Source organism: Lysobacter sp. (assembly GCA_013141175.1).
Classification (GTDB): Bacteria; Pseudomonadota; Gammaproteobacteria; order Xanthomonadales; family Xanthomonadaceae; genus Lysobacter_I.
Map to the genome: position 1 here is coordinate 2,288,032 of JABFRN010000001.1, position 22,324 is coordinate 2,310,355.

Here is a 22,324-nt window from a genome sequence, read left to right on the forward strand (position 1 = left end):
ACATGAAACTCCCGGTGTTCGCCCTGCTCTGCGCCCTCAACGTCTCCGCTTGCGCGCAATCCACGCCGGCCACCGCCGACAAGGCGCCGGAGCCCGCAGCGAAAGGCGCCAGCCCCGCGTCCACCGCGTCCGCCGGTGGCAAGCAGGCGGGATCGAAAGAGGCGATGGTCCGGGCCGCACTGAAGGCGCTCAATCCGAAGATCGAGGTCGACCGGATCGGTCCGGCGCCGATGCCCGGCTTCCAGGAAGCGATCGTCGCCGGTCAGGTGCTGTATTTCAGCGACGACGGCCGCTACATGCTGCAGGGCTCGCTCTACGACATGCACGAAAAGAAGGACCTCAGCCAGATCGGCCTCAGCGAACTGCGTCGCGAGCAACTGGAAAAAATACCGGTCACCGATCGCATCGTGTTCGCGCCGGTCGGCACGCCCAAGCACACCGTCGCGGTGTTCACCGACATCGAATGCGGTTACTGCCGCAAGCTGCATTCGGAGATGGCGGACTACAACAAGCTTGGAATCGCGGTGCAATATCTCGCGTTTCCGCGTGCCGGCCTGACCAGCCCGGACGCGCTGGCGATGGAATCGGTCTGGTGTTCCGACGATCGCCGGCAGGCATTGACCGAGGCCAAGAATGGTCGCCCGGTGCCGCCCAAGCGCTGCAACAACCCGGTGACCGCGCAGTACGAACTCGGCCAGCGCATCGGCCTGCAGGGCACGCCGATGATCATCAACAGCGACGGCGTGGCCATGCCGGGCTATATGCCGCCGGCCCAGCTGCTGGAAGCCCTGGACAAGCTCGCCGCCGAATCGAAGGGCAAGGTCGCCGCCGCTGCCGGCGGTCGCTGACCTTTCCGGGGCCTGGCGCCCCGCCCAGCCGGTCGGAAACGGCCGGCGGCTGCGGTAACGACGTTGACCGCATCCGGTACAATCTGCGGCCCGCTTCAAGACATGGCTGGACATGATCGTCCTCGAGGGCCTGCCCGCCCTATCGCCGTTCCGCCGCGACCGTCTCCAAACCCGTCTCCAGGCCATCGTCCCCGGGCTGCGCATCGTCGGGGCCTGGTTCGCGTACTGGGTCGAACCCCAGGCCGGAGCCAGCCCCGATCCCGTCGTCCTGCAGCGGATTCTCGAAGCGCATGGCGACCGCGCACCGCTCGCGGCCGGCGCGGTATCGCGTTTCGTCGCGCCGCGACTGGGCACCATCTCGCCCTGGGCCAGCAAGGCCAGCGAACTGCTGCGCGGCGCCGGCCAGCCGGTGAAGCGCGTCGAGCGCGGCACGCGGATCGATCTGACCGGTTTTCCGGAAGACGCGGCCACCCGCGCCGCCGTCGCCAAAGTCCTCCACGACCCGATGACCCAGTCGCTGCTCGCGGATGCCGGCGAAGCCGCTGCGCTGTTCGCCACGCCTGCGCGCGGTGCGCTGGAAGTGATCCCGCTGGCCGAACTGGAGCGCGCCAATGCCCGCCTGGGCCTGGCCCTGGCCGAGGACGAAATCGAATACCTGCGCGCGCGTTACGCCGAGCTGGGGCGCGACCCGCACGATGTCGAACTGATGATGTTCGCGCAGGCCAATTCCGAGCACTGCCGGCACAAGATCTTCAACGCGGGTTGGACCATCGATGGCCGCGAACAGCTGTTGAACGGCGGACCGCAATCGCTGTTCAAGATGATCAAGCACACCCACGCGCAGACGCCCGCGCACACGCTTTCGGCGTACAGCGACAACGCGGCGGTGGTGGAAGGCTATCCGGCGAAACGCTTCCGTCCCGATCCGGCGACGCTGGAATATCGCGTCGAATCCGAAAAACCGACTGCGTTCTGCATCAAGGTCGAAACCCACAACCACCCGACCGCGATCTCGCCGTTCCCCGGCGCGTCCACCGGCAACGGCGGCGAGATCCGCGACGAAGGCGCGACCGGTCGCGGCGGCAAGCCCAAGGCGGGCCTGAGCGGTTTCAGCGTGTCGCATCTGCGCATCCCGACGTTGCCGCAGGACTGGGAAAGCGATCGCGCCCTGAATCCACGGATGGCCCCCGCGCTGGACATCATGCTCGAGGGCCCGCTCGGTGCCGCCGCGTTCAACAACGAATTCGGCCGGCCGAATCTCACCGGCTATTTCCGCAGTTTCGAAGTGCGGGAAGGCGATGACGGCCTGGTCCGCGCCTACGACAAGCCGATCATGCTCGCCGGCGGTCTCGGTGCGATCGACCGGCCGATGGTCGCGAAAATCAGGCTGTCGCCCGGCGACGCGGTGATCGTCCTCGGCGGCCCGGCGATGCTGATCGGTCTTGGCGGGGGTGCGGCCAGTTCGGTCGCGTCCGGCGACAGCGCCGAAGATCTCGATTTCGCCAGCGTGCAGCGCGACAACCCGGAAATGGAGCGCCGCTGCCAGGAAGTGATCGACCGCTGCGTCGCGCTCGGCGAACACAACCCGATCCTGTGGTTCCACGATGTCGGCGCAGGCGGGCTGTCGAACGCGATTCCCGAACTGCTGCACGACTCCGGCGTCGGCGGCGTGATCGATTTATCCAAGGTGCCGAGCGACGATCCGTCGCTGTCGCCGATGCAACTGTGGTGCAACGAATCGCAGGAGCGCTATGTGCTGGGCGTGGCGCAGGCGCGGCTGGCCGAATTCGCCGCGCTGTGCGAACGCGAGCGCTGCCCGTTCGCGGCGGTCGGTGTGGCAACGGCGGAAGAGCGGTTGGTGGTGGGATATGGCGCGAGCCCCCTCCCCAACCCTCCCCCGCATGCGGGAGAGGGAGATTCGCGCGCAGCGCGAATGGGTGGGGGAATGGCCATCGATCTGCCCATGGACGTCCTGTTCGGCAAACCGCCGAAGATGCACCGCGACACCCGGCGCCCCGCGCCGTCGAAGTGGTCGGCGCTCGACGGCAAGGACATCGATCTGCACGAAGCCGGTCTGCGCGTGCTCGCGCATCCCACCGTGGCGGCGAAGAACTTCCTGATCACCATCGGCGACCGCAGCGTCGGCGGCCTGACCGCGCGCGACCAGATGATCGGACCATGGCAGATGCCTGTCGCCGATTGCGCAATCACGCTCGCCGGTTTCGACACGCATGCAGGCGAAGCGATGGCGATCGGCGAACGCACGCCGCTGGCGCTGATCGACCCCGCCGCCGCCGCACGCATGGCGGTGGGCGAGGCGATCACCAATCTGCTCGCCGCGCCGGTGTCGTCGCTGCAGCAGGTCAAACTGTCCGCGAACTGGATGGCCGCCGCCGGTCATCCGGGCGAGGACGCGCGCCTGTTCGACGCGGTGAAGGCCGTGGGCATGGCGCTGTGTCCGTCGCTCGATCTCAGCATTCCGGTCGGCAAGGATTCGCTGTCGATGCAGGCGCAGTGGGCTGTCGATGGCGAGCCGCGCAAATCCGTTTCGCCGGTGTCGCTGGTCGTCACCGCGTTCGCCGCCGTCGAAGACGCGCGTGCGCAGCTCACGCCGCTGCTGTCGCGCGACGGCGAGACAGAGCTGTGGCTGATCGGACTCGGCGCGGGGCGCAAGCGTCTCGGCGGTTCGATCCTGGCGCAGGTGTACGACGGTTTCGGGGGGCGTCACGGCGACGACAGCGTGCCCGATCTGGACGATCCCGAACGCCTGCGCGGGCTGTTCGATCTCATGCGCGACGCGCGCGAACACGGACTGGTGCGCGCGTACCACGACCGCTCCGATGGCGGCGCGTTCGCCGCGCTGTGCGAAATGGCGTTCTGTTCGCATCTCGGCCTCGATATCAGCCTTGACGATTGGGGCGGCGATGCCTTGCGCACCTTGTTCTGCGAAGAACTGGGCGCGATCGTGCAGATCGCGACCGAAGACCGCGCCGAGTTCGCCGATCTCGTTTCCCGACATGGCCTGATCGAATGCGCGCAGCGCATCGCACGCCCGAGCACCGCGCCGGCGGTGCGCGTGCATCGCGATGGCGAAGTGCTGGTCGAGTGGCGTTGGGACGAACTGTTCGATGCCTGGTGGTCGGTCAGCCATGCGCTGCAGCGATTGCGCGACAATCCCGAATCCGCCGATGAGGAACGCGCCGCCGTGCGCCGCTTCGAGGCACCCGGCCTGCGCCCGAAATTGAGCTTCGATGCGGCCGACGATATCGCCGCGCCGTACATCGCAATGGGCGCCCGGCCGCGCGTGGCGATCCTGCGCGAGCAGGGCGTCAACGGCCAGATCGAAATGGCTTCGGCATTCGACCGTGCCGGTTTCACCGCGGTCGACGTGCACATGAGCGACCTCATCGCCGGCCGCGTCGCGCTCGACGGCTTCGCCGGTTTCGCCGCATGCGGCGGCTTCAGTTACGGCGACGTGCTCGGCGCGGGTCGCGGCTGGGCGACATCGATCCTGGAACGCGCCGCGCTACGCGATGCATTCGCGGAATTCTTCGCGCGGCCCGATACGTTCTCGCTCGGCGTGTGCAACGGTTGCCAGATGCTGTCGCAGCTCAAGGACATCATTCCCGGCGCCGGGCACTGGCCGCGTTTCCTGCGCAACCGCAGCGAGCAGTTCGAGGCGCGCTTCGGTCTGCTCGAATTCGCCGAGTCGCCATCGCTGTTCTTCGCCGGCATGCACGGCTCGCGCATCCCGGTGGCGATCGCGCATGGCGAAGGCCGCGCGACGTTCGACAGCGAAGCGGATCGCGATGCTGCCATGGTCGCACTGCGATACGTCGCCAATGACGGCAGTGCCGCCGCATCGTATCCCGCGAATCCGAATGGATCGGACGGCGCCATTGCCGGGCTCACCAGCCGTGACGGCCGTTCGACCATCCTGATGCCGCACCCCGAGCGCACGCCGCGCAGCGTCAACATGAGCTGGCATCCGGACGACTGGCCGGAAGATTCGCCGTGGCTGCGGATGTTCCGCAATGCGCGCGCGCAGATCGGTTGATCCGATCGTTGTTCATGGGGTGCGCCTTCGGCCTGAGGTATCCCCGCGCTTCGAGCATTTCAAAAAACGTCGTCATCCCCGCGAACGCGGGGATCCAGCGACTTCCGGCTTCCGCGCAGCGCAAAGACACTGGGTTCCCGCGTTCGCGGGAACGACGAGTGGAAGAACGGCGACTACCGATCAATCGATCCGTTTGATTTTCATGAGGGAAAAGTGACGTAGCCCGGCTCTCGCCGGCAGCGAGAGCCGGGGCCTTCGCCGAGACAAACGACACCTTGTCCCGGGTATCCACTTCGCGGACACCCGGGCTACTGGCTGCGGATGTTCCGCAATGCGCGCGCGCAGATCGGTTGATCCGATGGTTGTTCATGGGGTGCGCCTTCGGCCTGAGGTATCCCCACGCTTCGGGCATTTCAAAAAAACGTCGTCATCCCCGCGAACGCGGGGATCCAGCGACTTCCGGCTTCCGCGCAGCGCAAACACACTGGGTTCCCGCGTTCGCGGGAACGACGAGTGGAAGAACGGCGACTACCGATCAATCGATCCGTTTGATTTTCATGAGGGAAAAGAGGGGCACCCCAAGCCTTCGGCGCACCGGCATATGCGTTTGCCGTGAGCAGATGGTGCGCCGAAAACGCACCCTATAGCCACTCGATGCGCCCGTAGTGTCGGGTTGAAACCCGCCTACGTATCGTGTCCGACCTGCCCCTGAACGAATCCACGGAGCTTGCGCACCGCAAGCTGATGGTCGATACCGAGCAGCTCGTAATCGCCTTCGAGCGTCGCCAGCAAACCATCGACGCCGAGTTTCGGCGTTTCGGTCGCGACACTGCGGATCTGTTTCAGCAATGCTTCCCGCCGCCAATGGCTGCCACGCAATTTCGCCCACAAACGCACGAGACGGTTGGGTTTTTCCGGTTTGCCGTGCTTCTGCGGCACCCAGTGGTAATCGTCGAAGATCATCACACCGCCCGGCTTCAGCAACGGCCAGGACATGACACCGTCTGCCAACGCGCCGAACGCCGAATGCCAGCCGTCGATGTAGACGATGTCGAATTCGCCTTCGACCCGGCGCAGCGCGTCGAAGCTGTAGCCGGCGTGCTCGACGATCTTGTGCGCATGCGCGGCGGTGTTGCTGCGGAAACGCGCGTGGTAGTCGCCATAGACCGGGTCGTTCGCGAACAGGTCGATGCAGTCGATGCGGCTGTCGTCGGCGGTGAGGATGTGCTCGCACAGCCACAGCGTCGAACGCCCCTCGAAACTGCCGATCTCCATCGCGCGCAGTCCGGATTGTCCACGGAACGCGTCGAGCCACCGCTCCCAATGCGGGATGTTGTGCTCGAACCAGTTCTCGGAGAACTGCGGCGCCTGTTCGGCGGTGGATGGAGTCGGGTCGGTCATGATGATTCGCGCAGTCATGCGGATATGGAAGTCGCCTGCGCCAGCCAACGCTCGATCCCCGCGCGATCGCGCGCGCGCAGCAAGGCCGGCGCGCGTGCGCGCAGCGCCGAATGATCGAGTCCGCGCACCGCGCGGCGCAGTTCCAGCAGCGTGCCGGGATGCAGGCTGAATTCCTCCAGCCCCAGCGCCAGCAGCACCGGTGCGAACAGCGGGTCGCCGGCCACTTCGCCGCACACCGCCACCGGTTTGCCGCGCGCGCGCGCGGTGCGCATCACCGTGTGCAGCAGGCGCAGCACCGCCGGATGCAGCGGGCTGTAGAGGTCGCCCAGCGCCTCGTTGTTGCGGTCGGCGGCGAGCAGGTACTGCACCAGATCGTTGGTGCCGATGGAGAGGAAATCCGTGGCGCCGATGAAGCTCGGCAGCGCGATCGCGGCCGATGGGACTTCGATCATCGCGCCCAACGGCACCGCGTCGGCGATGGCGGAGCCCTCGCGACGCAGTTCGCGCTGCACGTCGGTCATGAGCGCGCGCACCGCGATCATTTCCTCGCGACCGCTGACCATCGGCACCAGCACCCGGACCGGGCCGTAGGCGCTGGCGCGCAGGATCGCGCGCAGTTGGGTGCGGAACAGGTCGGTGCGCGACAGCGACAGGCGCACGCCGCGCAGACCGAGCGCGGGATTGGGTTCGCCGGTGAGCGCCAGTCCGCTCTCGTCGGCCTTGTCGGCGCCGATGTCGAGGGTGCGGATGGTGACGGTCCGCCCGGTCATGCCCAGGACCAGATCGCGATAGGCGCGGAATTGCTCTTCTTCGTCCGGCACCGTGCGCCGCAGGTCCGCCGGGCGATGCATGAACAGGAATTCGGTGCGGTACAGGCCGACGCCGGCGGCGCCGAGCGCATGCGCTTCGGCCACGTCCTCGCGCGATTCCGCGTTCGCCCAGAGTTTGATGTCGACGCCGTCCAGCGTGCGCGTCGGTTCGCGACGCAGCCGGTGCAATTGCTTGCGTTCGCGCGTGTGCAATTGCACGCGCGCGCGATGTTCGCGCAGGTCGTCGGCGTTCGGTTCGAGGATGACCAGGCCGCTGCCGCCGTCGACCGCGAGCACGTCGCCATCGTTGACCTTCTGCAGCACGTGCGAGGCGCCGATCACCAGCGGCACATGCAGGCTGCGGGCGAGGATCGCGCTGTGCGACAGCGGGCTGCCGCTGGCGGTGACCACGGCCATCACGCCCTGCGCGTGCAGCTGCGCGAGGTCCGAGGGCGAGATGTTGTCGGTGACCAGGATGTCGCCGGCGACCCCCTGCAGTTCGGCCTCGCGGCGGTGCAGTGCGGCGTGTATGCGGCCGACCACCTGGTCGATATCGTCGATGCGGCTGCGCAGATAGGCATCGTCCATGCCCGAGAACACCGAGGCGATGCGGTCGCGCTGCAGGCGCAGGGCGTAGTCGGCGGCGTAGCGGCCGGTGCGGATCAGCTGGTCCAGGCCGGCCAGCAGCTCCGGATCGTCCAGCAGCAGTGCGTGCAGGTCGAGGAATTCGCCGACCTCGTGCGCGAGCGCGCCGTGCAGGCGATCGCGCAGGGTGTGCATCTCGCCGCGTACGACCGCGATCGCGGTGTGCAGGCGCTCGACTTCGGCATCGACCAGCGAGGCGTCGATCCGCTCTTCGGCCACGTCCAGCGCATGCGGCAGGCGGACACGCGCACGTCCGAGTGCACTGCCGCGCGATGCGCCATGGCCGGAGAGGATTCTTCTCATCAGCTGTCTTCGTCGAACCGGCGTTCGAACAGGGCGATCACCGCGTCCATCGCGGCGGCTTCATCCTCGCCATCGGCGCGGACGATGACCGTGGTGCCCTGGCCGGCGGCCAGCAGCATGACGCCCATGATGCTTTTGGCGTTCACCTCGCGGCCCTTGGCGGCGACGGTCACGCCGCAGCGGAAGCCGGAGACCGCCTGCACCAGTTTGGCGGTGGCGCGCGCGTGCAGGCCGAGACGGTTGCTGATGATGAGGTCGCGTTCGATCATGGCGCGGATTCGGTCGGGAATTGGAAAGAGGGGGTCGGGCAGCGTTCCGGGGCAGGCGCCGTGGACTCAGGCATCATCGATGATCGCTCCATTGCGCGCGCCGGCGGCTGCGATCGCCGGCAGTTCGTCCAGCGGCAGCTCGGCATAGTTCATCACCCGCAGCAGCATCGGCAGATTCAGCGACGCCACCCGCCGCGCGGGCGTACCGAGGCGCGCGATGCGCGCGGCGAGGTTGCTCGGCGATGCGCCATACAGATCGGTGAGGATCAGCACCCCGTCGCCGCCATCGACCCGGCGCAGCGCGGCGCTGGCCTGCGGCAGGGCGGCGTCGAGGTCGGCGTCGAACGCCAGCTCGAACGCCTCGGTCTTCAGCGGCAGCTGGCGCAGCATGCGGCCGGCGACCTCGACGAGGGCGCTGCCGATACCGGGATGGGTGACGAGGAGAATGCCGACGGCCATGGCGACAACTTAACAGACGGATGTGACGCGCCGGAAGCCGGCAGGCTCTATTCGTCCAGCACCGCGTGGAACAGGGTGTTCAGCAGCGGCAACGCGCGCGGTTGCCGCGTGGTGTCCGGGCTCATCGCTTCCAGTCGTGCGAGTTGTGCTTCGACGAAGGCGTTGATCGAAGGCACCGGATCGCCCAGCCCCATCTCCGGTGCGCCGCGCTTGCGCTCGAGCAGCGCCTCGATATCCGCGCGCAGGGCGGGGCGATCGTCGATCAGATGCAGCAGTGCCTGGAATTCGATCGGCGCCGGCGTGGCGTAACGTTCCAGCCACAGCACCGACAGCAGCGGTCGCAGCGCATAGAAATATTTCTTCAACGGGACCCGGTCGGCGCGGAGATGGCCGCGATAGTTGGTCTTGGCCATGCTGCGGTAGTGGTACATGCCGCCCTCGACCGAATACACCTGCGGCAGGAGTGCGCGCGCGCCGGCACCGAAACCGCCGCGTTCGATGTAGCGGATCGGCGACTGGATCCATTCCACGAACGCCGGATTCGATTTCCAGAACAGCCGCAGGGCCTTGCGCACATCCCAGCCGTTGAGGTCGATGTCGTCGACGATGTCGTACTCGATCACATCGCGGCGTTCCTCCAGATCCACAGCCTGATACCAGCGCGGTGCGTGCGCGTAGACGAAGCGGACGTCGTAATCGCTGTTCGGCGAGGCGAAACCCCAGGCGCGGCTGCCGGATTCGATCGCCAGCAGGATGCGCACGTCGTGCTCTTCTTCGGCGCGGGCCAGTCGGCGCATGATCTCGGCACGCACGTCCATGGGGATGACGGAATCGTTCGGCGGTCGGGCATTCATGCGTGGGATCGCGTGTCCGTGGTCGCGAAGACCGTGATTTCCTCGCGGTCGTGATACAGCTGGCGGGCGCGGACGATCAGCGGTTTTCCCGCATCGTCCTCGAAGCATTGCAGACACTGGCGGGTTTCCTGCCAGCGTTTCTTCATCGGCAGTTTGAGATTGAAGATCGCGTGCCGGCACCAGCCTTCGCGGAACCATTCGGCCATGCGCGCGGCGACGCGGCTGGGCTGTTCCACCATGTCGCAGACCATCCAGTCCAGCGGTTTCGCCGGGTGCCAGGCGAAACCGTCGGCGCGCAGATGCTGCACCAGTCCGGTGTCGATGACGTGCTGGCGCAGCGGACCGTTGTCGACCGCGGTGACCTGCAGGTTCTGGCGTGCGAGCACCCAGCTCCAGCCGCCGGGCGCGGCGCCCAGATCGGCCGCGCGCATGCCGGGGCGCAGCAGGCGTTCGCGCTCGTCGGCGTCGAGCAGGACCAGCAGCGCTTCTTCGAGTTTCAGCGCGGAGCGCGAGGGCGCATCGGCATGCAGGCGCAGGCGCGGGATGCCCAGCGGCCATGGTGCGCTGTCGTACGGGTCGCCGACGGCAAGGAAGGCGTGGTCGCCATCGACGAAGCACACATGGAGCCGCGACAGGCGGTCGTTGTCCTGCGCGGCGAGCAGCCCGGCCTTGCGCAGCGCCGGACGCAGCGCATTGCCGAAGCTGCGCGCGAGCCCGGCCAGCGGTTTGGCCTCGTCGGAATCGGGGTGCTCGACCACGATGGTGCCGTAGGGTGGGCCTTGGCCCACCATTGGAGCTGTCAGCACCCCCAGCATCGGCGCGATCCGATCCTTCGGATCGAGGCCACGCAGCTCCGCGATCAGGCGCAATTTCTGCCGCGCGAAGATCAACTCGCGAAAAGGAAGCGCCCGGGCCAGCGCGATGCCATCGTCGCCGACGAACACCACGTAGCCGCTGTTGCGTTCCGTACGCGCGTAGCCGCCCAGCCCGCGTGCGGCGGCGCGTTCGGTCAGTTCGGCGGCGAGCTCGGGCTCGAAGCCCGGGCGGCAGTAGCAGAGCAGTGCGTGTTCGCTCATTGGCGGCGTGTGCCGAACCGAATCGCGATCGCGCTCCGCGCGCTTTGCCTGGAAGGTCTGCGTTTCGCTTGCGGCATCACATCACGACCGCACCGCTGGTGATGTTCTGGCACTGGCCCTGCACGCATTGGCAGCCGCTGACCTCCTGGAAACCGCAGACCGATGCAATACCGGCTTTCGCGCACTGCGCCTGCACGGCGGCGGGGTCGGTCTTCGCACTCCTGTTCACGCAGCTCGGAAACGCACCGCAGCAGTTGCCGACGTTCTTCACTGCACAATCGGTGTCGGTCCTGCAGCTGCGGCCTGGATTCGACGCGTCGGCGACCGGGGCCGTCTCCGCGCCCGGTGGCGTCGCGGCGGGAGGTGCGGCCACCGGCGGTTCGGCCGGCCGGGCGGCGGCGACGGGCGCTGCCGGGGCCGGTTGCGCCGAGGGTGCGTCCGGCGTGGGCGTCGGTGCGGTGCAGCCGATCAGCAGCAGGGCGGTGAGGGCGGTGAATGCGAAATGGCGCAGGCGCATGGCGAATCTCCTCCAGTCATGGAATGGGCCGCACTGGGATGCGACCCGGCGTGCGCCCGAACGTTCAAACGTTCGCGGCCCAGGTATCGCGCAAGGTCACGCTGCGGTTGAACACCGGCGCGTCGGCGCGATGATCGAAGCGGTCCGCGACGAAATAGCCGATGCGCTCGAACTGGAAACCCTGCTCGGGCGCGGCGGTGGCGGCTGCGGGCTCGACATAGCCGCGCACGCTGCGCCGCGAGTCCGGATTCAGATAATCGCGGTAGGTTTTGCCGTCGTCGTCGGTGTCGGGGTTGGCGACGGTGAACAGGCGGTCGTACAGCCGCACCTCCGCCGGTACCGCATGCGCGGCGCTGACCCAGTGGATGGTGCCCTTGATCTTGCGGTCGGCGCCGGGCATGCCGGGGCGCGATTCCAGATCGAGCGTGCCGCGCAGTTCGACGATCTCGCCGGCATCGTTCCGGATCACTTCGTCGCAGCGCGCGATGCCGGCGCCGCGCAGGCGCACTTCGCCGCCCGGGATCAGCCGTTTCCAGCCTTTCGGCGGCACTTCGGCGAAATCTTCGCGTTCGATCCACAGTTCGCGCGAGAACGGCACCGTGCGCTGGCCGAAGGTGTCGTCCTTCGGATGATTCGAGAACGTCAGATGTTCTTCGTGATCGCCCGGCAGATTGGTCAACACGAATTTCACCGGATCGAGTACGGCCATGCGCCGTGGCGCGCGGCTGTCGAGATCCTCGCGCAGCGTGTTCTCCAGCACCGAGTAGTCGATGAGCGAATTCTGCTTCGACAGGCCCAGCCGCGCGACGAACAGTTTCAGCGCATCGGCGGTATAGCCGCGGCGGCGGATGCCCTGCAGCGTCGGCATGCGCGGGTCGCCCCAGCCGTCGACCAGGCCTTCGTCGACCAGGGTCATCAGCTTGCGCTTGCTCATCACCGTGTAGTTGAGATTGAGCCGCGAGAATTCGATCTGGCGCGGCTTGTCGGCCTCGAACGGCAGGCCGCGATCGATCAGCGATTCCACCAGCTCGGGATGGTGCGCCAGATCGACCCTGTCCACGCACCAGTCGTACAGCGGGCGGTGATCCTCGAACTCGAGCGTGCACAGCGAATGGGTGATGCCTTCGGCGGCGTCGCTGAGCGAATGCGCGTAGTCGTACATCGGATAGATCGGCCAGTCGTTGCCGGTGTTCTGGTGCTCGACGTGCTTGATCCGGTAGATCGCCGGGTCGCGCAGGTTGATGTTGCCGCTGCCCATGTCGATCTTCGCGCGCAGGGTGCGCGCGCCGTCCGGGAACTCGCCCGCGCGCATGCGCCGGAACAGGTCGAGGTTTTCCTCGACGCTGCGGTTGCGGAACGGCGATTCGCGGCCGGGCTCGTTCAGGCTGCCGCGATAGGCGCGGACTTCGTCGGCGCTGAGGTCGCAGACGAAGGCGTCGCCCTGGCGGATGAGCTTTTCGGCGGCGAGGTAGAACACCTGGAAATAGTCGGAGGCATGGCGCAGTTCCGCCCATTCGAAGCCGAGCCAGCGGACATCGTCCTGGATCGCGCGGACATATTCGGGGTCTTCACGGGCCGGATTGGTGTCGTCCAGACGCAGGTTGCAGCGCCCGCCGAACTCTTCGGCGATGCCGAAATCGGTCCAGATGGCCCGGGTGTGGCCCAGATGCAGGTAGCCGTTGGGCTCCGGCGGAAAGCGGGTCCGGATCGCGGCGTGCCGGCCGCTGGCGAGGTCGTCGCGGACGATCTGGCGAATGAAGTCCTGGCGGCGCTCGGAAACGGCGTCGGCGGGAAGGGTGTCCGTAGGGTGGTCCGGGGTCATCGACAATGCAGACTGCGAAAACGACCAGTCTAACAGGCTGCCGAAAGACAGCCTGTTGAAGGCCATGCCGCCGTTTGCGACGTACGGCACCCTTTCTACGGCGTTTCCGCCCTGAAGCGCCGGCATCGCGGCTGCAGAACAGCAGGTCGTGGTGGTACTGTGTCCGGTGGAATAGGGGCGCCGCATAGGCGTGTGCAAATAGGCCGAAATCGATCAAAGGGGGGCGGGCGATGGGCGTTGGTGCCGATCGGCCTGTAATTTCGAAAACGACTCCTCTCACCGCGCGGGGCGAAAGCCGCGTTGCGGCGACGTATTGGCCCAAGGCCGGCGTCATCGCGAATTGGATCATGGAGATCCCGATATTCGCGATCTCCGATTGACCATGGCGTTTCCGAACTGGGACATGCCGCAACACTGGTTCCGCGCGTTCGGCGTGGTGGTGGTGTTGCTGCTTGGCATGTACGCACTGTCTCCCAGCCGTGCCGAAGCCCCGCATCCGCAGCCGCTGGCGGTGGAGCTGGTGCCGTTGGCCGATACGCAAGGTCGTTTGTCCGAACTGGGGGCGGGCGGCGATTCCCTGCGGCTCGGAGTCTCGGGCGACGCGCCCCGGTCCCGGGCCGAGTTGCGCTTCGTGCTGCCGGCGAGCGACAACGAATCGCTGCACTGGGTGGTCTGGATGCGGCGGACGCCGGTGGAGACGGTCGAGCTGCGGGTGAACGACACCTGGTCGAGCGGGCCCCGCAGTTTCCTCGCGCCGCAGCGCTTCGAGGGGCCGATGCCGGTGGGGTATCTGTTCCGTCTGCCGGGCACGTGGGAAGGCGAAATCCGCTTGGAGCTCGACGCCAAGGCGATGCGCCTGGCGGCATTGAGGCCCGAAGTGATTTCCGAAGAACAGGCGGACCGCTATGTGCAGGAAGCGACCATCTTCGCCAGCCTGTCCTATGCCAGCCTGCTGATCCTCGCGCTGATGACGCTGGCGCTGTTCTTCGCGTCGCGCGATGCCGGTTTCCTGTCGTTCTTCGTGTTCTGCATCACCGGCGTCCTGCTGCTGGCCGTCTTCAACGGTCATATCTACCTGCTCGATCCGTTCGGCATGTTCCGTTTCCTTGGCGGCTCCGGCCTGCATGCGGTCTCGCTGCTGTTCGAGGTCGTCTCGCTGCGGATCCTGTTGAGATATACCGATATCGAACAGACGCGTCCCCCGCTTGTGAAGGCCGTCAACAACGGCTGCGCGATCCTGCTGCTGGCGATCGGGCTGCTGCTCGCATGGCGCGAACGGCTGGACGCGTTCGCCAGCCTCTTCATGCCCGTGTTCTGGCTCCTGGGCTGCATGGTCGCGTTCTACCTGTTGAGCGAAGCCTGGCGCCGCCGCGTGCCGCTGGCGGGTGCGGTGTTCTTCTCGGTGCTGACGGTCGCGGTATCGATCCTCGCCTGGGAGCTGGCGTCGCGCGGCATCATCGCCACGACCCTCTGGACGACCTACGGTTATCAGGCGGGGATCGTGCTGTGCGCATCGATGATCGCGGTCGGCTTGATCAGCCGGATCAGCAAATACCGGGAGCAGCGCGATCGCGAGCAGCGCGCGCGCGCCGATTCCGAGCGCCGCATGTATCGCGAAGCCGTGCGCTCGGAATTGATGACCGTGCTGCAGACCTCGTTGCGGGGGGTCGCCGAGGACGAGGTGCAGCCGATCGTGTTCCGCCATCTGCTCGAGCATCTGCGCCGGATCGTGCCGACCACCACCGCGGTCGCGGTCGCCCGCGGCTACCATGGCCGCGACACGCTGGTGGTGCAGCCGGCGGCCTATCTCGACGATGTCGAGGCGAATGTCGGCCAGCGCCTGCAGACGCTGCGAAAACAGCTCGCCGGCAACATCGAACTGCAACGCCCGGTCACCAAGACCGGCGAGCTCACGCCGGTCGCGATCGAAGCCCTGATCGCGCTGCCCGTACGCGCGCCGGCATGGGGCTTGATCGTGCTGGAACGCAGCGGCGCCACCGTGTTCCATCCCGAGGAACTGACCATCGTCCGCGAACTGGCGCGATTGGCGCTGCTGCAGGCCGACGAGGCCATCGCCGCGCTGCATCTTCGCCATACCGCGGAGATCGATGCCCTGACCGGCGCGCTCAACCGCCGCAGTCTCGACCAGTCGCTCGCCCGGACCTTCCAGCACGCGCATCGCAAGGGGTTGCCGCTGTCGGTATTGTTCGTCGATATCGACCGCTTCAAGGCGATCAACGACAAGTTCGGCCATGCCAGTGGCGACCACTGCCTGCGCGAGATCGCGAAGACGATCGCCGCACAGCTCAGCGAGGACGATATCTTCGGGCGCTACGGCGGCGAGGAGTTCCTGGTGATCCTGCCGGGCCGGCAGACCGAGATGGCGCGTGCGATCGCCGAGCAGATCCGGCTCGCGGTCGAGCACACTGACGTCCGCTACCAGGAACAGCCGCTGCGCCTCACGGTGAGCATCGGCGTCGCGACCCAACTCTCGCACGAGGGGCAGCCGCAACCTGCGGTGGAGCGCGCCGACAAGGCGCTCTACGCCGCAAAGCGCGCGGGTCGCAACCGGGTCCACGTGGCGCCGGCGGTGTTCGCGTCGCGACCGGCGACGGCTTGTTTCCGGTGCGGTCGTCCGCATCTTCTTTTCACAATGTTTTCGGTGGAGTATCGCGATGTTCGAATCTTTGCTGGGCATCGGAGCGCACAAACAGCGCATGCCGTCGCCGCAGCGTGCGCTGCCCGGGCGTCCGGAAGAAATGCCGCTGGGGAATGTCCATCATGTGCACGAACGTCCGCTGCGCGACGTGTTTACCGGTTTCGCGCGCGTGCAGTTCGGCATGGGCTGTTTCTGGGGCGCCGAACGCAAGTTCTGGCTGCAGCCGGGTGTGTTCACCACGGCCGCCGGCTATGCCGGCGGGCATACGCCGAACGCGAACTACCACGAAGTCTGCAGCGGCGAAACCGGCCATGCCGAAGTGGTGCTGGTGATCTACGACACGGTGTCGGCGTCGTTCGAAGTGCTGTTGAAAACGTTCTGGGAAAGTCACGACCCGACGCAGGGCATGCGCCAGGGAAATGATGCCGGCACCCAATACCGGTCCGTGATCCATTGCGATACCGAAGCCCAGTACGCCGCTGCCGTCGCCAGTCGCGGCCGGTACCAGGCGCAGCTCGAGACTGCCGGTCTGGGAAGGATCACGACCGAAATCCTGTACCCCGCACCGGTGTTCTATTACGCCGAAGACGAGCACCAGCAGTACCTGTCGAAGCACCCGAAGGGTTATTGCGGGCTCGGCGGCACCGGCGTGAGTTGTCCGACCGGGCTGTGATCGGCACGCCGCGCGGTCATGGTCCCGGCGCGGTATCGGTGCAGCTTTCCGGGGTGTCGACCAGGCGTCTCACGATGCGGTGGCGATCGATGTCGTAGACGGCCAGGTTCGGGCACCAGCGCAGGCCGGCGTCGTCCTTGATCCGCCGCCAGCGCATCGCATCCGTACGTTCGCGCCGCGACCCGCCCTTCGCATCGGCCGCGAACACGTCCACCGCCAACGACTCGCCCCAGGCGAAGGGTTCGTCTTCCAGCTCGAAGGTCGTGTCGTCGACGCCTTCCAACCGTAATTGGCCGGCAGCGTCGCGCACGATCCGCGGCGAAAAGACGATCTCGCCGTCGACGTAGCCCGGCATGCTGTAGAGATAGCCGAGTTTTCCCTGTCGCAGCACCGGCAGGAGGTGGCTCGCCTCGCTGTCCATCGCTGCTAGATCGCCGTCTTTCCAGCGATACGTGTCCACCCCGTGCGAGCAGCAACTGCCGCGCCAGAAGCTGTAAACGATGCGGTGCTTCGGATCGAACTCCGGCGAGGTGATGTCCTGCAGGCTCGCCGGTGCATCGACGAAGCGCTGCGTGGCGGGATCGAACAGCCACGACTGGTGCGGGATGTTCGGACCCGCCGGCAGCGTGAGCGCGATCGAGATATCCGGATGGCCGTCGAAATCCATGTCGAACTGTCGTGGCAGGAACATGCCGCAGGTGCCGACCGAGTCGGTGTCCAGGGTCTGCAGCAGCGCGCCCTCGCGATACACGCGGATCGCCGACACCGGCGGCGATTGCGCGTCGCAATCATCGTCGTCCGCGCCCGGCACGAACGCCGCAACCACGCGCAGTTCGAAGGGCTCGGGGTCGTCGTCGATGGAGAGGGTCGCGGGCAGGCGCCGCGTATCGTCCGCGCTGCGCCATTCGCCGCGCCAGGCGTTGCCGTCCTGCAGCAGGAGCCAATGTCCGGTGATCTGCTGTTGCCCGGCTGCGTCCGGCGCGTATTCGTCGAGCGACAGGCCGCCGTCGCGCCATGTGCCGGACAAGCGCAGCCCATCCGTCTGCGCTGCGCAGGCGCCATGGCAATACACGCCTTCGATGCGATCGCCGATCCGCTGCAGATAGGGCAGCCGTACGGGCGCGTCGCCGATCCGTCCGCTGAAGCCCTGTCGCCAGACCGTGAGCTCCACGGGCATATCCAGCGTTTCCGCGCGGACATGCGGGACCGATGCGAGCGTCGCGGCCACCAGTACGGACAACGACAGTGCTGGTTTGCCGAAGAAGCGGGTCATTGTTTCGAGACGCTGCAGACGTAGACCACTTCGCAGGCGCCAGCGCCCGAGTCCTCGCGCGTCAGCGAGCTGCGCCAGTGCCAACCATCGGGCGTATCGATCTGCACCAGCCAGCCGTCGATGCGTATGCGGTCTCCCGCGTCGACCGCGTCCAGCGCTGCGGCAATGGACGAATTCGAAGGCACCATGTGCATGTTCGCGCTGCTGCGCACGATGTCGTCGGGTGGGATCGGCGGTGGCCCGCTCCAGCGGTAATGATAGAAACGTCCGGACTGCGAGATATCGAGCTCCGACAGCACCGCATCGTCGCGCATGCGTCCCCAGCCCAGGGCAAGATCCACGGGCGAGAAATCCGCTTCGCGGCCGTGGTCGTAGTCCTCGCGCGACAGGACCCGCGCGGCGACGCTGAATCCGGCCAGCGGCTTGGCGGTCGCCTTCGACAGTTGGAACGGTGTCATGCCACCGGGCGCATCGCTCTGCACGGTGCCGTCCACGCCCGCCAATCGCGCCGGCGGCACGCAGCCGAGCACCGGCTGTCCGTTCGCAGCCGTGAATGCGGCGGGGGTGGACGCGGGCGATGACGGCGTCGCCAGCCACCAGGCCGCGACGGCAATGACGATGAAGATCAGGAGCCAGCGGAGCATGGGCGATTCCGGAGCCGTACCGGAACGCAGTCTACCCGGTGCTCCGCCGGTTCAGCGATGCGGGCCGATGTGGGTACGGATGCCGGTGACCGACTGGTCGAGATGGCTCAACGGCCGAAACGCGAAGTAGGCCGTGCGCGATCCGAAGATCACGTAATCGTGGCCATCGAACGCCCACCGCTGGCGATGCGTTTCACGGTAGCCGAGATAACCGGAGACATACGTGGCCAACAGCGCGACGCCCAGCATCAGCGCACGCTTCATGCGCGTCCGGCTCAAGCGAAATCGCGCAGCAGCGCTTCGCGGACCGCCATCGGGACTTCGATCGTCGCTGGCATGCGCGCATCGTCGATTCCGAAGGACAGCGTGGCGCCCTCGCGCAGCGACGAAATCTGCGACGCCGTGAAATCGAAACGCAGGAAATGCACCGCCGAGGTCTTGTCGTCGTCGCTGCGGTCCATGTCCTCGTCGGCGTGCGTCGTCGCGCGGCCGGTGCCTGCGACTTCGGCGTAAACGTGGCGTTCGATGCCGCCGAGCCGCGCCAGTTCGCGGCGACGCAGATCCACGTCGGCGTATTCGATCAGCATCGTCGCCTTCAGATCGTGACCGCCCGGAACCAGCGGGTTGTAGGCGTCGAGTTCGTCCTGGATCGCCGCGGGTTCGAAGATCCGCTCGATCCGCAGCATTTCCTGGATCTGGTACTGGATCGTCAGCCGATCCTCGAACAGCAGGGTCACGTGTTCGCCGAGCTGCAGTTTGCGCGCTTTCTTGTGGGCGAGCACGCGGGTGCGGAACGCGGCGCGTTCGACCGCGTAGGTTTCCAGGTTGAACAGATCGGTTCGGGTGAGCGCTGTCATGGGTCAGATTCCGTAGGCCTTGCGCAGCAGCGTGACTGGATGCTCTGCAGTGGTGCCATCGTTCAAGCCGTGGGCGATATGCGCACCGGCCATCACGCAGTCGCTGGTGAAGTGCTGCGCGTCCGTTTGCCTCACGCGGTTCTCCACCGGCTTGGCGATCTTGCGCGCGTTCTCGTAGGTGGCTTTCTTCACGCCGTAGGTGCCGTCGTGGCCGGAGCAGCGTTCGATCGTGGTCACCTGGGTGCCCGGCACCAGTTCCAGTACCTGCCTGGTCTTCGGGCCGATGTTCTGCACGCGCTGGTGGCACGCCGCCTGCCATGCGACCTTGCCGAGTTCATTCCTGAAGTCGTTCTTGAGCAGTCCTGCGGTCTGCCGGTGCATCAGATATTCGAACGGATCGAAGATCGCGCGCCGGATCGCCTGAACCTGCGCGTCGTCGGGATACATCAGCGGCAGTTCCTGCTTGAACATCAGCACGCAGGACGGAATCGGCGCGATGATGTCCCAGCCATCGTCCACCGCCGCGGACATCGGCGGCATGTTGCGCTGTTTGTAGTCGTCGACGCTGTCCAGATCGCCAAGTTCGAGTTTCGGCATGCCGCAGCACTGGTTCTGGCGGATCAATTTCACCGGGATGTCGTTGTGGCGCAGCACCGCGACCAGGTCTTCGACCATCCGCGGATGATTGTGGTTGCCGTAGCAGGTGACGAAGATCGCGACTTTTCCACGCGTGGGCCCTGCGGCCACCGCGCCGTCGCCGCTGTCGTCCTGCTTCAGCTTCCTGAGCGCGGTCGGGCTGTGATACGCCGGCACCTGCGCGTCGCGATGCACGCCGAGGGTCTTTTCCATCACGCCGCGCAGCGCGGGCTGGCGATTGCCCCAATTCACCGCTTCGACCACGACCGGAATCGAAGCGAAACTGCCGACGGTGGTGGTGCTGGACAGCAGTTTCGCCGACATCGGTGCGCCATGCGCTTTGAAATGCACGGCTTTCGCGCGCAGCATCAGATGCGGGAAGTCGATGTTCCACTCGTGCGGCGGAATGTACGGGCACTTGGTCTGGTAGCAGAGATCGCAGAGATAGCACTGGTCGACCACCTTGGCGTAGTCGGCTTTCGCGACCCCGTCGACTTCCATCGTCGTCGATGCGTCGACCAGATCGAACAGCGTCGGAAAACTCTGGCACAGGCTCACGCAGCGCCGGCAACCGTGGCAAAGATCGAACACGCGCTCCATCTCTTTTTCGAGCGCGGATTCATCCCAGAACGCCGGGTTCTTCCAGTCGAGCGGGTGCCGCGTCGGCGCATCGAGGCTGCCTTCGCGCGCGGATGGGGGCGATGTGGAGGTCGGAGGCTGGCTCATGCGTTCCTCGTGATCGAGACCGGCTGTTTCGAGGACGACGGCGACTCCCGTCCACCGCTGCGATTGCGTCGGACGCGTGCGCGGCGATGTCGCCGTGTGAGGTTGCTTTCTTCCGCACCGGGAGAGGAGGTGCGGAAGAAAGCGGGGGCGCCCGTTGGCCTGGACGCCCCTTTGCCCGGACTCAGGCGCCGAGTTCGTTCAGCGCTTTCTGGAAACGGTTGGCGTGCGAGCGCTCGGCCTTGGCGAGGGTTTCGAACCAGTCGGCGATTTCGTCGAAGCCTTCGTCGCGCGCGGCCTTGGCCATGCCCGGATACATGTCGGTGTATTCGTGGGTTTCGCCTGCGATCGCCGACTTCAGGTTGTTGGCGGTATCGCCGAACGGCAGGCCGGTGGCCGGGTCGCCGCATTGTTCGAGATATTCCAGATGGCCGTGCGCATGCCCGGTCTCGCCTTCGGCGGTGGAGCGGAACACCGCAGCGACATCGTTGTAACCCTCGACATCGGCTTTCTGCGCGAAATACAGGTAGCGGCGATTCGCCTGGGATTCGCCGGCGAAGGCGGCTTTCAGATTGTCTTCGGTTTTCGAGCCTTTCAAACTCATGGTGTTCCACTCCTCAAGACTGTGATGGATGGGCTGTGACGATGCGGGTGACGGAGCAGTCGATCTGGCGGGCGGTGCGCCGACGGATGGCACGGTTTGAGCATACGCCCGGCCAATGGCAAGTTGTGATCAATTGTTATGATCGATTCGATAGTTTTCGTGAATGTTGCGCAGCAGCAAGTGCGGCGACTCTCCCCGTTGAATCGCCATGCCGCTGCCGGCTCAAGCGGGCTCGATGACGGGCGGATGCCGTGCGCCGCCATGGGTGGGCACGTCGCCGGTCGTGAGCAGATCGGCAGGCAGGTCGCGGAACACGGCGGCGAGCTTGGTCAGGAATTCCGACATCGCCGAGCTGCGTCGCCAGACCATCGCGACGCGGCGGCTCGGTGCGGGGGCGCGGAACGCCAGCAGGCGGATATCCTGCGATGCGGCCACCGGGGGTTTCACCGCCAACACCGGCAACAGGGTGATGCCGACGTTCGCCGCCACCATCTGTCGCAGGGTTTCCAGCGACGTCGCGCGGAACCCGGTCTTCTCGCCGGCACCAGCGAGGTGGCATACGTCCAGCGCCTGGTCGCGCAGGCAGTGCCCGTCTTCGAGCAGCAGCAGGCTCTCGTGCGCCAGATCCTGCATGGTCAGCATCCTGTTCGCGGCCAGTGCATGGGTTTCCGGCACCGCCAACATGAACGGCTCCTCGAACAGCGGCTCGATGTGCAACTGCTCGTCGTGCAGCGGCAGCGCGAGCACGCCAGCGTCCAGCTTGCCTTCGCGCAGCTGGCGCAGGATGACTTCGGTCTTTTCCTCGATCAGCAGCAGCTCCAGGTCGTGGAAGCGCTCGCGGACCCGCGGAACGACGTGCGGCAACAGATACGGTCCGAGGGTCGGGAAGATGCCCAACCGCACCGCGCCGGCCTCCGGATTCTGGCTGCGGCGCGCGGCCTCCTTCATTTCCTCGACATCGGCCATGATCCGGCGCGCGCGTTCGGCCGCGTCGCGTCCGGCGGGGGTCAGCATGATGTGGCGCGGCGCGCGCTCCACGAGCGAGACGCCCAGTTCCTCTTCGAGCTTCTTGATCTGCGTCGACAAGGTCGGCTGGCTGACGAAACAGGCGGATGCCGCGCGTCCGAAGTGTTTGTGGTCGGCAAGCGCCACCAGGTACTTGAGGTCGCGCAGGTTCATGATGATCCCTTCATGG

19 protein-coding genes are annotated in these 22,324 nt (G+C 66.5%); 4 read left to right on the forward strand and 15 right to left on the reverse strand.

What is annotated here, in order from left to right; genetic code table 11:
• Positions 1-2 precede the first annotated feature (2 nt).
• Positions 3-848, forward strand: coding sequence for a thioredoxin fold domain-containing protein (locus HOP03_10080; GenBank protein ID NOT88520.1), 846 nt, complete (start codon positions 3-5; stop codon positions 846-848).
• A 112-nt stretch (positions 849-960) separates the two neighbouring features.
• Complete coding sequence (gene purL / locus HOP03_10085) at positions 961-4,905, forward strand: phosphoribosylformylglycinamidine synthase (protein NOT88521.1); 3,945 nt, start codon at positions 961-963, stop codon at positions 4,903-4,905.
• 684 nt (positions 4,906-5,589) lie between these two features.
• On the opposite strand, the gene HOP03_10090 is transcribed toward purL, so the two are convergent.
• The 8 genes from HOP03_10090 to HOP03_10125 all read right to left on the reverse strand — a co-directional run bounded on the left by HOP03_10090 (position 5,590) and on the right by HOP03_10125 (position 13,060).
• Complete coding sequence (locus HOP03_10090; GenBank protein ID NOT88522.1) at positions 5,590-6,306, reverse strand: class I SAM-dependent methyltransferase; 717 nt, start codon at positions 6,304-6,306, stop codon at positions 5,590-5,592.
• Positions 6,307-6,320: 14 nt separating this feature from the next.
• On the reverse strand, positions 6,321-8,063 hold the full coding sequence (ptsP, locus tag HOP03_10095) for a phosphoenolpyruvate--protein phosphotransferase (protein NOT88523.1): 1,743 nt from the start codon (positions 8,061-8,063) through the stop codon (positions 6,321-6,323).
• Positions 8,063-8,332 (reverse strand): HPr family phosphocarrier protein, encoded by a 270-nt coding sequence (locus HOP03_10100; protein ID NOT88524.1) that lies wholly within the window; start codon positions 8,330-8,332, stop codon positions 8,063-8,065. The genes ptsP and HOP03_10100 overlap by 1 nt, the downstream gene beginning before the upstream one ends.
• 66 nt (positions 8,333-8,398) lie before the next feature.
• A complete protein-coding gene (locus HOP03_10105) occupies positions 8,399-8,791 on the reverse strand; it encodes a PTS fructose IIA subunit family protein (protein NOT88525.1) in 393 nt (130 codons plus the stop codon).
• A 47-nt stretch (positions 8,792-8,838) separates the two neighbouring features.
• Positions 8,839-9,645 carry a nucleotidyltransferase domain-containing protein gene (locus HOP03_10110; GenBank protein ID NOT88526.1) on the reverse strand — a complete coding sequence of 269 codons (807 nt, stop codon included), beginning with the start codon at positions 9,643-9,645 and terminating at the stop codon, positions 8,839-8,841.
• Positions 9,642-10,721 carry a 23S rRNA (cytidine(2498)-2'-O)-methyltransferase RlmM gene (gene rlmM, locus HOP03_10115; protein ID NOT88527.1) on the reverse strand — a complete coding sequence of 360 codons (1,080 nt, stop codon included), beginning with the start codon at positions 10,719-10,721 and terminating at the stop codon, positions 9,642-9,644. Before rlmM ends, HOP03_10110 begins: the two co-directional genes overlap by 4 nt.
• A 76-nt stretch (positions 10,722-10,797) precedes the next feature.
• Positions 10,798-11,238: a hypothetical protein gene (locus HOP03_10120; GenBank protein ID NOT88528.1), complete on the reverse strand. Its 441-nt coding sequence runs from the start codon at positions 11,236-11,238 to the stop codon at positions 10,798-10,800.
• A gap of 64 nt (positions 11,239-11,302) precedes the next feature.
• Positions 11,303-13,060, reverse strand: coding sequence for a glutamine--tRNA ligase/YqeY domain fusion protein (locus HOP03_10125; protein NOT88529.1), 1,758 nt, complete (start codon positions 13,058-13,060; stop codon positions 11,303-11,305).
• Between the two features lie 382 nt (positions 13,061-13,442).
• On the opposite strand from HOP03_10125, the gene HOP03_10130 reads away from it, so the two are divergent.
• Positions 13,443-16,142, forward strand: coding sequence for a diguanylate cyclase (locus HOP03_10130; protein ID NOT88530.1), 2,700 nt, complete (start codon positions 13,443-13,445; stop codon positions 16,140-16,142).
• On the forward strand, positions 16,126-16,392 hold the full coding sequence (locus HOP03_10135; protein ID NOT88531.1) for a hypothetical protein: 267 nt from the start codon (positions 16,126-16,128) through the stop codon (positions 16,390-16,392). Before HOP03_10130 ends, HOP03_10135 begins: the two co-directional genes overlap by 17 nt.
• A 16-nt stretch (positions 16,393-16,408) precedes the next feature.
• Here the strand turns inward: HOP03_10135 and HOP03_10140 are convergent, their stop codons facing one another.
• From HOP03_10140 to oxyR, 7 genes are all read right to left on the reverse strand, one after another.
• Complete coding sequence (locus HOP03_10140) at positions 16,409-17,665, reverse strand: nitrite reductase (GenBank protein NOT88532.1); 1,257 nt, start codon at positions 17,663-17,665, stop codon at positions 16,409-16,411.
• Complete coding sequence (locus tag HOP03_10145; GenBank protein NOT88533.1) at positions 17,662-18,309, reverse strand: hypothetical protein; 648 nt, start codon at positions 18,307-18,309, stop codon at positions 17,662-17,664. Before HOP03_10145 ends, HOP03_10140 begins: the two co-directional genes overlap by 4 nt.
• A gap of 51 nt (positions 18,310-18,360) precedes the next feature.
• Positions 18,361-18,573, reverse strand: coding sequence for a hypothetical protein (locus HOP03_10150; GenBank protein ID NOT88534.1), 213 nt, complete (start codon positions 18,571-18,573; stop codon positions 18,361-18,363).
• Between the two features lie 11 nt (positions 18,574-18,584).
• On the reverse strand, positions 18,585-19,166 hold the full coding sequence (locus HOP03_10155; GenBank protein ID NOT88535.1) for a DUF3501 family protein: 582 nt from the start codon (positions 19,164-19,166) through the stop codon (positions 18,585-18,587).
• A 3-nt stretch (positions 19,167-19,169) separates the two neighbouring features.
• Positions 19,170-20,528, reverse strand: coding sequence for a Fe-S oxidoreductase (locus HOP03_10160; GenBank protein NOT88536.1), 1,359 nt, complete (start codon positions 20,526-20,528; stop codon positions 19,170-19,172).
• Positions 20,529-20,709: 181 nt separating this feature from the next.
• Entirely contained in the window at positions 20,710-21,129 is a 420-nt protein-coding gene (locus tag HOP03_10165) for a rubrerythrin (GenBank protein NOT88537.1), read from the reverse strand.
• Between the two features lie 222 nt (positions 21,130-21,351).
• Entirely contained in the window at positions 21,352-22,308 is a 957-nt protein-coding gene (oxyR, locus tag HOP03_10170) for a DNA-binding transcriptional regulator OxyR (protein ID NOT88538.1), read from the reverse strand.
• Positions 22,309-22,324: the final 16 nt, after the last annotated feature.